Source organism: Microcoleus sp. w2-18bC1 (genome assembly GCF_036700365.1).
GTDB lineage: Bacteria > Cyanobacteriota > Cyanobacteriia > Cyanobacteriales > Microcoleaceae > Microcoleus.
On record NZ_JAUBOS010000030.1, the window covers coordinates 53,094 to 65,933 of the forward strand.

General features: G+C 44.0%; 10 protein-coding genes. 7 read left to right on the forward strand and 3 right to left on the reverse strand.

What is annotated here, in order from left to right; genetic code table 11:
- The first annotated feature begins 38 nt into the window (after positions 1 to 38).
- From QT979_RS16910 to QT979_RS16940, 7 genes are all read left to right on the forward strand, one after another.
- A complete protein-coding gene (locus tag QT979_RS16910; protein WP_333208681.1) occupies positions 39 to 908 on the forward strand; it encodes a phosphotransferase in 870 nt (289 codons plus the stop codon).
- Between the two features lie 194 nt (positions 909 to 1,102).
- Entirely contained in the window at positions 1,103 to 1,327 is a 225-nt protein-coding gene (locus QT979_RS16915; protein ID WP_333230671.1) for a GrpB family protein, read from the forward strand.
- A gap of 14 nt (positions 1,328 to 1,341) precedes the next feature.
- Positions 1,342 to 1,557, forward strand: coding sequence for a hypothetical protein (locus tag QT979_RS16920; protein WP_333208679.1), 216 nt, complete (start codon positions 1,342 to 1,344; stop codon positions 1,555 to 1,557).
- Between the two features lie 35 nt (positions 1,558 to 1,592).
- A complete protein-coding gene (locus QT979_RS16925) occupies positions 1,593 to 2,585 on the forward strand; it encodes an ABC transporter substrate-binding protein (protein ID WP_333311144.1) in 993 nt (330 codons plus the stop codon).
- The gene (locus QT979_RS16930; RefSeq protein WP_333311145.1) at positions 2,582 to 3,559 is read left to right on the forward strand and encodes an ABC transporter substrate-binding protein; all 978 of its coding nucleotides are present in this window, start codon (positions 2,582 to 2,584) and stop codon (positions 3,557 to 3,559) included. The genes QT979_RS16925 and QT979_RS16930 overlap by 4 nt, the downstream gene beginning before the upstream one ends.
- 9 nt (positions 3,560 to 3,568) lie before the next feature.
- Complete coding sequence (locus QT979_RS16935; RefSeq protein ID WP_333311146.1) at positions 3,569 to 5,641, forward strand: SpoIIE family protein phosphatase; 2,073 nt, start codon at positions 3,569 to 3,571, stop codon at positions 5,639 to 5,641.
- Between the two features lie 226 nt (positions 5,642 to 5,867).
- Positions 5,868 to 6,002, forward strand: a complete 135-nt coding sequence (locus QT979_RS16940; protein WP_333208931.1) for a helix-turn-helix domain-containing protein — start codon at positions 5,868 to 5,870, stop codon at positions 6,000 to 6,002.
- A gap of 69 nt (positions 6,003 to 6,071) precedes the next feature.
- Here QT979_RS16940 and QT979_RS16945 read toward each other — a convergent pair whose 3' ends face one another.
- The 3 genes from QT979_RS16945 to QT979_RS16955 form a co-directional block, all read right to left on the reverse strand.
- Positions 6,072 to 7,085, reverse strand: a complete 1,014-nt coding sequence (locus QT979_RS16945; RefSeq protein ID WP_333208670.1) for a poly(ethylene terephthalate) hydrolase family protein — start codon at positions 7,083 to 7,085, stop codon at positions 6,072 to 6,074.
- A gap of 219 nt (positions 7,086 to 7,304) precedes the next feature.
- A complete protein-coding gene (locus tag QT979_RS16950) occupies positions 7,305 to 8,681 on the reverse strand; it encodes a response regulator (protein WP_333208667.1) in 1,377 nt (458 codons plus the stop codon).
- Complete coding sequence (locus QT979_RS16955) at positions 8,678 to 12,835, reverse strand: PAS domain S-box protein (protein ID WP_333311147.1); 4,158 nt, start codon at positions 12,833 to 12,835, stop codon at positions 8,678 to 8,680. The genes QT979_RS16950 and QT979_RS16955 overlap by 4 nt, the downstream gene beginning before the upstream one ends.
- Between the last annotated feature and the right edge of the window lie 5 nt (positions 12,836 to 12,840).

Consider the following 12,840-nt stretch of genomic DNA (forward strand, 5'->3'; position numbering starts at 1 on the left):
GCTGCGGGCAACTGCGAACCAGTTTTAATGTGCCGCTTATGCCATCCACAGAATTCGATCGCCCCGCACTTACAGCCCGCGCCGTCGCAGCATCGGTGTCTGTTGCCTCTGCTGCGGGCATTCGCGTAAACGACCCCCACGTGCTTGCTGACGCCTATTCCGTGCGAGTTCACCTGAAACCTGCACCCATTGTGGCTCGGATCGCTACCCTAACCCCCGTAGTGCGATCGCCCGTCGAGTCTTGGTTGGCCCGCGAACTCTCTGTCGCCGCCTTTCTGGCTGCCAAAGGCGCTCCTGTAGTCCCTCCCAGCGATTTTTTACCCCCGGTACCCCACCATTGCGACGGTTTGACGATGAGCTTCTGGCGCTACTTTGAACCAATCTCTGATGCTTTGCCCGATGGGGCGACAGTCGGACGAATGCAAGCTGAACTGCACGCTGTTCTGCGCGATTACCCGGGCGATTTGCCGCTGCTGCCGCCCCTCAACGATATTCCGCGCGGGCTCGAAAGGCTCGAACAGCTTGGCAATATTCTGTCGGAAAGTGACCTGACGCTGCTGCAAACAACTTACGATCGCCTGCTGAGGCAGTTAAGCAATTCAGTCAGCGTGTTGCAGCCGCTGCACGGGGATGCCCATGCCTTAAATTTAATTCCAACTGCGAAAGGATTGCTGTGGAACGATTTTGAGGACACTTGCACCGGTTCGATCGCCTGGGACTTGATTAACCTCGACGATGAGGGGATAGCCGCTTATCCGAATGCGCTCGACTTTGCCAGCCTGGAACCGTACCGTAAAATGCGACACCTACACGCGATCGTTTGGGTATACGCGATGTCACCCGAGTTCCCCGACTGGCTCGAATCTGCTAAAACCATGCTCGATAACTTGCACATACTTAAGTCCTAATCATCATTATTGTGGAACAGGCTAGGGAAGCCTGTTCCTGAATATGCTGCCACTTTAAAAACCCCGATTTAAATTGAGTTTTGGTAAAAACTATTTCGCTTTTATATTTTATATTTTATATTTTCGGGTGCGCCGATGGAGCTGATAAAATAGTAACGGTCGTGCCAAATAATATTTAGCCAACAGAAAAAATTCTGTCTTTACCTCACTTTAAAAACTTCCGAAAAGTACAAGTAGTTCACCACGCTCCAGCAGGGCGAATTACCTTGCTTAAAGAGTCAAAAAAGATTGCATTAGCAATTGGAGAAAAGGCTATCACCGTTCACCATATCGGTAGCAAAGCGATTCGGAGCATTTATGCAGAACCGATTATTGATTTATTAATTGAGGTCAAAGACTTTGCTAAAGTAGAAAGTTAAACCAATAATTCGCCATGACTGACTCGCTAAGTGCCTACAAACGGCAGATTCTCAATGACTTCAACAACCGCCCCGACTACGAGAATGAATTTCACAAACAGGCTACAAGTCGGTTAGTAGAATTGGCAAAAGTGCGATCGGGCAAGCTTGTTATAGATATAACCACCGGAACAGGTTTAGCGGCGATTGCGGAGGATGCACTTAGGTCGATCGGGTGCAAGCAAATATGAGTCGCCTTTTCTACACCAGGAATTTTCTAGATAGTATGTCTAAACTACTCTCTTACATCTGTATATTTATTATTACCGGCTGGCTGCTGTTTGCTTGTGATTCCCCGGAAGCCCTAAAAGTAAAACGTCCTCCCCTAAAAGTATCTTTTGTCCCTTTTGTTAGCTATACACCTCTCATCATTGCTCAAGAGAAAGGATTCTTCAAAGCACAAGGGATAGACGTGGAACTGGGCTATGTAGACTACTCACAATTGCAAGACGCGGATTTCAGTGCAGGGAAGTATGATGCGATCGGATTGACCTTGGGCGATTTGGTGATTTTGAGTGCCACAAATCCTGATATGCAAGCTGTGATGGTTTTGGATGAATCGACAGGTGCAGATGTGGTAGTCGCACAATCGGGGATTAAAACAATCCCTAACTTGAAAGGGAAAAAGCTTGGGGCACATCTAGGCAGCTTTAGCGAGGTTTTCGTGACTGAGATGTTGAAAACCTCTAAACTGACAAGCGATGATGTTAGCCTGGTTCAAGTCGAGCATTTAGAAATTCCCGATCGCTTACAAAACAATGCTATCCAAGCAGGACACACTTGGGAACCGTATCTTTCTGAAGCATTAAAATTAGGGGCGCATATCCTGTTTACAAGCAAACAAACCCCAGGCTTAATTTTGGATTTAATCGCGTTTCGGGGTGAGGTGATCCGCCATCGCCCCGAAGATATTCGCGCCTTTGTGCGAGGCTGGCTTCAAGGCTTGTCATATTGGGAAGCAAATATTCCCGAAGGAAAGGAGATCGTGAGCAAAGCGCTGAATATACCCAGCAATACACTCTCTTTCGAGGGAATAGACTTTACTGACTTTGCAAATAATCAAAACTTCTTTCAATCAGACAGTCCTAATTATATCTCCAAAACCGCCAAGAAATATGCAGACTTTTTTATTCGCACGGGCAATGTGACGCGCCTTCCCAATCTAGAAACCTTGTTCAATTCTTCTTTTTTACCCCCCCCTCCTAGCCTGAAACCATGAAGCGCTCATTTTTAAACAGCCTCTTTATTATTACCTGCTGCCTGCTGTTTGCTTGTCATTCTTCGGCACCTCTAAAAGTAAAACCTCCTGCCCTAAAAGTATCTTGTGTTCCTTTTATTGGCTATACACCTCTGATCATTGCTCAAGAGAAAGGATTCTTCAAAGCGCAAGGGGTAGACGTGGAACTCAGCTATATAAAGCACTCACAATTGCTTTTCGCGGATTTCAGTGCAGGGAAGTATGATGCGATCGCATTGACCTTGGGCGATTTTGTGATTTTGAGTGCCACATATCCTGATATGCAAGCTGTGATGGTTGTGGATGAATCGACAGGGGCAGATGTGGTAGTCGCGCAATCGGATATTAAAACAATCCCTAACTTGAAAGGAAAAAAGCTTGGTGCAACTCTAGGCGACTTTAGCGAGGTTTTCGTTACTGAGATGTTGAAAACCTCTAAGCTGACAAGCGATGATGTTAGACTGGTTAAAGTCGAGACTTTTGAAGTTCCCAATCGCTTACAAAACAATGCTATCCAAGCAGGACACACTTGGGAACCGTATCTTTCTGAAGCATTAAAATTAGGGGCGCATATCCTGTTTACAAGCAAACAAACCCCAGGCTTAATTTTGGATTTAATCGCGTTTCGGGGTGAGGTGATCCGCCATCGCCCCGAAGATATTCGCGCCTTTGTGCGAGGCTGGCTTCAAGGCTTGTCATATTGGGAAGCAAATATTCCCGAAGGAAAGGAGATCGTCAGCAAAGCATTGAATATTCCCATCAATACCATTTCTTTAGACGGAATAGACTTTACTGACTTTGCAGAAAATCAAAATTTCTTTCAATCAAACAGTCATAATTATATCTACAAAATTGCCAAAAAATATACGGACTTTTTTATTCGCGCTGGCAATGTGACGCGCCTTCCCAATCTAGAAACCTTGTTCAATTCTTCTTTCTTAACCCCCCCGTCCTAGCCTGAAACCATGAAGCGCTCCTTTTTCAAAAGCATTCGTACAAAGTTAATTTTCTCGTTTCTCCTCGTTGCTCTAATTCCGTTGCTGCTGTTAGCATTTGTCAACAAGCAGACAACTGAAAAGGCATTGACCGACAACGCACGACAAGCGCTATCTGCGGCGGCTAACGAAACCGCTTACAGAATAGATGGGTTTATCGATGGGAATCTCAATGCCGTGCGCGTAGAAGCGATTTTACCAGGTTTGGCTGCCTATCTGGGCATACCTCCAGAACGGCGAAATGGTAGTCCCCAAGAGATGTTAGCGACTGAAACCTTAACCAGGCTCAGTCGCAAAGATACGCTTAATATTATCTCCTATGCCTTGCTCAACTTAAAGGGACGGAATGTACTCGATACGAATACACTGGATGTGGGACGAGATGAATCCGGTCAAGATTACTTCCAAGAACCGCTCAAAACTCAACTATCTTTTGTTTCTAGCATTAGGCAATCGCCGACAATTCCCAACCTCGTTACGCTCTTCTTTAGCAGTCCTGTTCGCGATGCGAAGGGAAATATATTGGGTGTATTGCGGGTGACATACAATGCCACATCTGTCCAGCAGTTGGTGAGTCGGAAAACTGAACGTGCAGGTGCGAAATCGTTAGCCGTTCTTTTAGATGAGAACTATATCCATCTGGCACATAGCACTACACCGGAACTCCTTTTCAAATCAATTGTACCTTTGTCACCCAATGTTGTAGTGAAACTGCAACGCGAAGGGCGTTTGCCTAAAAATATAACGGAAGAACTTGCAATCAATTTGCCCGACCTCAAGCAGGCTTTAGACACTAAACAGCCTTATCTAATCACACGATTGACAGCTACGGGTAATAATGAGTTAAGCCTCTTAGCGATCGCCCGCCTGCAATATCAACCTTGGTCAGTTCTTTTCGCACAACCCATTGCCGTTGCCCTAGCACCTGTAGAAAAACAAATACAGGATGCACTTCTTTTATTAGCAATCATCGCCACAATTGTAACTATCATCGCTTTGGCGATCGCACAACTATTAACCAAGCCTCTGATTTACCTCACCCAAGCGGTTGCCCAGTTTACGGCGGGTCACTTAGATATGCGTGTGAAGATGCGATCGCGAGACGAAATTGGTCTGCTAGCACGATCCTTCAACAGCATGGCGAGGCAAATTCAAGAATCATTTGAAACCCTCGAAGACAAAGTTAAAGAACGAACATCAGAACTCGCTAATGCTAATCAGGAAATCATTACCCTCAACGAAAAACTCAAAGTAGACAACCTCCGCTTAGGTGCAGAAGTGAATGTGGCGCGTCAGATCCAGCAAATGATTTTGCCTAACCCTCATGAACTGGAAATTGAGGGACTAGATATCGCCGGATACATGGAACCCGCCGATGAAGTAGGAGGGGACTACTACGACGTGCTACAGATCGATGGTGTGGTCACGCTGGCGATCGGTGATGTCACCGGACACGGCCTGGAAAGCGGCATTCTGATGCTGATGGCGCAAACCTCAGTTCGCACCCTGCAAGAGATTCGTGGACTAGATCCAGTTCGATTCCTGGATGTACTCAACCGTACCCTCTACAAAAACGTGCAGCGCATGAATTCTGAGAAAAGTCTGACGCTGGCGATTTTGAACTACTCCGAAGGACGGATCAGCATCAGCGGTCAGCATGAAGAAACGCTTGTTGTGCGAAACAATGGAGAAGTTGAGCGCATCGACACGATGGATTTAGGTTTCCCGATCGCTTTAGATGATGATATCGCAGGCTTCATCAGTCACATCCTGATTGAGCTAGAACCTGGAGATGGCGTGGTGCTTTATACTGATGGGATTCCAGAAGCCTATAACATCCGCAAAAAGCAGTATGGACTGAAGCAATTGTGTCAAGTGATTAGTCAAAATTGGCACAAGTCTGCTGCTGAAGTTAAGGATGCGGTGATTATAGATTTACGCCAACATATCGGTAAGCAGAAAGTGTTTGATGATATTACGTTGCTAGTCTTTAAGCGGCAGGCTGAGGTTACTGAAAAGGAAAATTTAGTTAATAATATATAGCAAGTCTATTTGAGTCGTCAATGTAGAACAACCTGAAACGCTTGTGATGATTGAATCGATTGTTTACAAATCAAATGGTTTTGCTATACCCAATAAAATCCTAAAATGAAGAACCAAGTTTGAGGAATAATTTATGAAAGTAAACTACTAAGAAAGAATGGATTTAATAGCATACGAGTTAAAAATAATTTAGTCAGAGCAGCGAACTCTACCTAATAAATAAAAAATTCAGGCACTTTATTGGTTAAAGACTGGAGCGATTAAAAGCCTTACAGATGTAGCTGAACGTTTAGGTGTACATAGAATTACTGTACATAGATGCTTAAAACAATATAGTGCTCGCGGTCTGTCAGATCAGTGATCCCAAATAATAAAAATTTAGGCACACTATGTATTAGCCTTAATCTATCTTACGTTTTTTTAGGTGGAGCTACTTAGAAGATGGTTTGGGAACTGGAACGGTGGTAACACGGACATTCGGATCGAGGGCGTCACCTTGAGAGTAAATATAATCAAATGCCGATCGATCTTTAAGCATATGTGCCCGCAGAAACAGCCCGCTCCAACGGGCGATCGTTTCAATACCTACGGCTCGCTCTAAGGTAGCAGTATTGCGATCGGGCATCGCACCAGCGGGGTTATTAACATCGGTAATGCCGAAGTGATTTGCACCCATAACAGTAATCAAAGCTTTGGGTGGTGTTTGAATTTGGTCAAAGGTGCTTTGAGATCGATCGGGCAGGGCGACACCATCGATATCCCCTTGAATCAACGCCACTGCAATGCCATCATTAGCGATGGGTACAAATTCATTAGCAATGGGATTCCGCAAGTTAGCTCCAAAAAATGCAGCCGCTAATAGTTCTTTCGGGCGCGTAAATGGCTCTTGACACAAATACAATTCTGGGAGGCATTTGTTGGCAATCACTGATAACCCCACCGCACCACCAAAAGAATGACCCAATAAACCAAGGCGCTGCGTATCGATAACAGACGCGATCGGAGATGTGGGCTTTGTGTTTTCGATCGCCATTTGCGACAAAACCGCCGCAATTTGCGAAGTTTCCGACGCCAAATTAGGCGGTGAACTGGGATTGAAGGGCGAAGGCCGCAAATGGTTCGGAACGACTACCACAAAGCCGTACCGCGCCACATGGCTAGCGTAATCTGAATAAAATGATTTATCTACAAGCGCACCTTGCAATAAAAGTACAATGGGGAAAGAGTAATTACCCAAACTAATATCAGATGATTTAGGATAATAAATGTCAGCTAAATCGTTATTAGCAGATATCATCGTACTGTAAAAGCTGGTTTCTTGAAATGGCGGTGCATAATCGATTGTTGTGGCAAAGACTTTGCCTCCAAGGACAACAAATGCAGCAATTACACAAACAATTGCTAGGGTTTTTGCTGAAAAAAAATGAGGGTAGAAATTCATCATTATTGTGGGTTTGAGAGTGCGTGCATAAGCTACGCAAAAAAACAAGTCGGTGACCGTTGGCAATTTAAGGAGCGTTGCCGGAAAATATTTCGGACTCTGTGGCTAAGAGTATCAACTTGTGATTAATAGAAATTTGTCTCAAAATTACAAATACACTGACTCATAAATAAACAAGATTCCTGATTTTACACCATGTTTGACTACTTTTATTTTAGTGGCTTATAACCCGCCTAAATCTTCTTCAAAAAAACGTTTTGTAGAGTGGTAAATCGGAAGTTCGATGGCGAATGTCGCCCCTTGATCCGGTATCGAAAAACAACGGAGTTGCCCCCCGTGGTCGTCCACTACAATAGTATAGCTAATCGATAACCCCAAACCCTTTCCTGTTCCCACTGTCTTTGTTGTAAAAAATGGCTCAAGTATGCGTTGTTGAATATCTTGGGTTATGCCGGGGCCATTATCAGTAATATAAATACCCACTTGAAAGTCGGAGAGTAACTTCGTGCAAATAGTAATAGTAGGGATGGATCTGCTATCATCTACATCATTTGCCCAACGTTTTGGGGATTGCAACGCTTCAATCGCATTCGTCAGAACATTCATAAAAACCTGATTCATTTGCCCCGCGTAGCATTCTATCTTTGGCAGATCATCATACTCTTTTACCACTTTAATTATCCTTTGATCTGCTTCATCTTTTAGCCGATGCTGCAAAATCATCAGCGTACTTTCAATTCCTTCATGAATATCCACCACTTTTAACTCAGCTTCATCGAGTCGGGAAAAATTCCGCAGCGATTGCACTATTTCTCCGATTCGGTCAGCTCCTATGCTCATAGAAGCAATTAACTTCGGCAAGTCATTCCTGAGAAAAGCGAAATCGATTGCCTCCAGTTGTTCCTGGATAGCTGCTGTGGGATTGGGGAAATCTTCTGTGTAGAGTTGCACCAGCCTCAGCAAATCTTCAGTGTACTCCCTTACGGGCGAGAGGTTCCCTTTAATGAAGCTAATCGGGTTGTTAATTTCGTGAGCTACCCCTGCTACGACATTCCCTAAACTTGACATTTTCTCGCTTTGGATGAGCTGAGCTTGTGCATTTTGTAACTGTTGTAGAGCCAGCTCTAGTTGTTGGGATTTATTCCGCTCTTTAGCCTCAGACTCCTGCAATCGCGCATTTTGCTCGTGCATTTTTTTTTGCAAACGTTGAATAGTTAGTTGATTTTCGACACGAGCTAAAACTTCTTCTAAATGAAATGGCTTGGTGATGTAGTCTACTCCTCCCACAGCAAATGCTTTGACTTTATCCAAGACTCGATCTAGGGCGCTCAAGAAAATAACTGGAATACCCGAAGTTCTGCCATCCGCTTTTAAATGTTGGCAAACTTCATAGCCGTTCATCTGGGGCATCGTGATGTCCAGTAAAATCAAATCTGGCGGGGTGGAACGTGCTGCTTTTAATGCCATTTCCCCGTTGATTACGCCCCGAACTTTATATCCTTTGTCGCTCAACATAGTCGATAAAAGACGCAGGTTGTCGGGGGTATCGTCAACCACTAAAAGATTGGCAACATGAGATGCTAATTTCTGGCTGTTCATGGGATAAGTTGTTCGGTTAAGTCAGTAATTTTATCAAATCGAAAATTATGAATCCAATCGGTGAGAATCTCCGCAGAAAAAGTATCGGATTCAGGGATTGTGGAGACTAAGCTTAAAATCAGGCCGGCATCAGCATCGATAGCTCCATGATGTAACTGTCTCACCCAATCCGTAGGCATTGTCGCCAAAGTTGTCCTTAAATTTTCAGTTTTTTCCCCTTCTTTTACACTCAAGTCTTGACCCTCAAGCTGAGATAATGTAAAGTTCGGTAAATCTTCATAAATATACTGTACCCCTAAATGTTCAGCCATTTTGGCAAAAATAACTTCTTCTTGGAAAGGCTTGCTCACAAAATCGTCACAGCCTGATGATAAAACAATGGCTCGCTCCTCCTCAAAAGCGCTAGCGGTCAACGCCACAATCGAGGTAGCCTCATCTTGAATATTGGCTTTAATTTGTCTGGTGGCCTCATACCCGTCTATCACAGGCATTTGCATATCCATCCAAATTAGGTGAGGTTTCCAAGTTTCCCAGGTTCTAATAGCTTCTTGACCATTTACTGCTTCGCGCACCTCCAAGCCAAGCGGTTTAAGAAGATGAACCAGTAGCAAACGGCTCTCCCATTTATCATCAACCACCAAGATGCGATATGAGGGTTGGTTGGGTTGTAAACCAATTACCCGCCTTCTTAATTGTCGAGGTTGAACTTCAGCCATCTCAGGGGCGCTAATTTGGATATCAAAACTAAAAGTTGTTCCTCGATTCAAGGTACTGCTGACGGTAATGTCTCCTCCCATCAGTTGTACGAATTGTCGGCTGATGGGTAAACCCAAGCCTGTTCCTTCTTGAGATTTCCGACCTGCGTCAGTTTGCACAAAAGCCTTAAATAGAGAGCCTACCTCAGTAGGATCAATGCCGTAACCAGTGTCTTCCACTTCAAACGTAATAGTCCGTGGTTCGTTGTCTGTTAGGGACTTTTGTTTCGCGCTAATTGCTCCAACCCGAAGCGTTACACTTCCCTTCGTAGTAAACTTGATCGCATTTCCTAACAGATTAATCAAGACTTGACGCAATTTACTTTCGTCAGTTTTTACATACTGAGGAATGTTAGAATTGATGTGCCACCTGAGCTGTAAACCTTTAGAATCAGCTTTGATTTTGAGCATTTCTTCGAGAGAATGGAGCAAATGATACAGGTCAAAGCTAGTAGGATTTAAGGTGATCCGACCTGCCTCGATTTTAGACATTTCCAGCACGTCATTAATCAGCGTCAGCAAATGCTCGCCAGAACGATTAATGATGCCTATCTGTCCCTGCTGTATGTTAGAAAGGGATGAATCGCGCGCCAGCACTTGGGTAAAGCCGAGAATTGCATTGAGGGGAGTTCGTAATTCGTGACTCATTTTTGATAAAAATTCGCTTTTAGCCTTGTTAGCCGCATCTGCAACTTCTTTGGATTTTTGTAAGGCTGCCTCTGCTTTTTTACTTTCCGTAATATCGCTTGCTGTGCCAGTTATTCCTAGAATATTTCCCTCGGAATCTCGCACTACAAGTGAATTAAACCGGAGATTGATAGGTCTACTATCTTTAGCTAATTGTATAGTTTCATTCTGAAATACGGACTCTCCATTCAGCATACGTTGGAATATCTCGTTATCTTTAGGAAGTTGTTGAGGTGGCTGAAAATCACTGAATTTTCGCCCGATCATTTCTTCAGGGCAGTAGCCAAAAATCTGTTGGACGGCAGCGTTGACGAAGGTATAACGCCCTTCGATATCAAGTGACCAAATCATATCCTGCGATGTTTCAACTAAGTCACGGTATTTAGCCTCGCTTTCTTTGAGCGCTTCTTCTACCCTTTGACGCTCGGTAATGTCGTTAGTGACTAACAGAATACACGCTTCTCCACCCAGCTCAATAATATCTGCTGATACCAGCATCTTCCTCACCTCGCCTGATGAAGTACGACAATCGAATTCCTGATTGCGAACCACTCCTGATTCTTGCAAGAGCTGTCTGTATCTGTCACATTCTTCTAAATTACCCCAAAAATTCAACTCAATTGCTGTAAAACCAATTACCTGTTCGCGAGAGTAACTAAAAGTGCTGAGGAAACTGTCGTTTACTTCGATGTAGCGTCCATCTGCGAATCGGGCGATCGCGATCGGGTTAGGACTGGAACGAAAGGCTTTGGAAAACTTTTCCTCAGACTTGCCCAAGGCTATTTCTGTCTGCATTCTGACAGCCATTTCCTGTTCCAATTCTTGCGTTCTTTCTATAACCTTACGTTCCAGCGTTCGCGAGTATTCCCCTAATTGGTCATAGAGTTGAGCATTCTCAATGGAAATAGCAATTTGGGCAGATAAAAGTTTTAACAATTCTAGCCGATCGGTAGTAAAAGCCCCTTCAATCAAGTTATTTTCCAAATAAAGAAGGCCAGTCAGCTTACCTTGGTGCAGCAGAGGAGTGCAAAGAATAGACTTCGGTTGAGTAGCTGCAATATAAGGATCGCGGGTAAATTGTCCCTCTTGAGCCGCATTATTTAACACCACATTTTCCTGAGTGCGAATCACATAATTGGCGATCGCACAAGCCAGCAAAGGAGTACCCCCAGAAGCTGCTGTGGGATTGAGAGGAAGCGATTGCAGCAGACTAACTTCATCCTCCTGCACCAAACCTTCCGCCTCTAGCGCCCAGTTTCCCCCTTTTTCTAAAATCAAAAAACCTTTTTGCGCCCCGGCATTCTCGATCGCAATTTTCATCAATCTTTCCAGCAACCTACTCAAAACTATTTCACCCGAAATCGCGAAAGAAGCTTTCATCACCGTAGCTAAATCTAGCGTCTCACCCAAATTGTTGCTAGTAGTAGCCGTCGTAGTGCGATTAACTTTAGTTTGAGTAGTTGTCTTCCCTGAAGTTCTCGCGATTAATTGAGGATATTTTTCCTCCAAACTCTCAACTTTACGTTTAGCACCCCAGTATTGGTAGCCATAGTGAGCCTTAGTCAAATAGATTTGGGCAAATTCTTCTTTATCTTTCCCCAACCAGAACTTAGCAGCAAGTTCCGCCGCCAGCGCTTCATTCTGAATAAAATCACCCTCTCTCGCCTCAGCTATCGCGCGATCGTACAAATCCATCGCCTCCAAATCTCGACCTGAAATCCTCGCCATTTCTGCCGCCACCAGCCAGAACTTATGTGTAAAACTTTCCGAACAGTTATCCGCCCAAACTTTGATTTGTTTCTGATTAGCTTCTAATTGCTCCCAGTAATCTTTTCGCTCCGACTCAGAAACCTCTGAATACAGAGCCGTTAAAATCAGACAACGGTAAAAATAATGGTGAGCACTAGAAATATGACCCATCAAATAATCGAGCAGCTCTGCCGCGCGTTTAGAGGCTTCTAGCGCCTCACTATACAGTCCGTAAAGATAGAAAGTTTGCGCTTTTAAAACATAAAACTCGCACAGCGCCGCCATACTTTTACGGCTGTGGAAATTTTCTAAATGCTGTTTTTCGCTAACATCATCCTCTTCGCCCATCAAATTTAAAATTGCTATTTTATTAGCAAAAATAATATCAATCGCCCAGAAGTTTTTAGTTTGCTCGCAAAAATGGAGCGACTTACCAATATCTTCCAAAAGGTTATTCAAATTCATGCCCTGGAAGAAATAGGTAATAGTTTGAAACATCCGGTTATAACCAGTCCATTGCAAATTGCCCGATTGCAAACCAACTTTATAACCTTCGTTATTAATTTCCGCCGTAGTTTTGAGCGGTCTCACCCAGCAGTTTAAGTAATTGGCAAAAATCACACTATCTTGGCAATTTTGAGACAAGTTATTGGAATTTTCGCTGAGAGTCATAGCGAGTCTGCCAAACTCATAAGCCGATTGGTAATCCCCTAAAATTGAATTCAGAATAATTCCATAACACGAATAGCAGTAAGACCCTCCCGCTACAAAACCGTACTTGAGAGAAAGGTTAATCGCTTTAATCACAGTCAACTTCCACAGTTCTTGAGATGAAAAGAACGTTAGTGGACCCATGTTACCCAATAATTTCATAGCCATTTGTTGAGCCGAGTCTTTCATCTTTTCGGCATGAATTAATGAAGCAATTTCTTGGTTTGCCAAGTTAGCTGTAGCTGTCGCCATTTCCG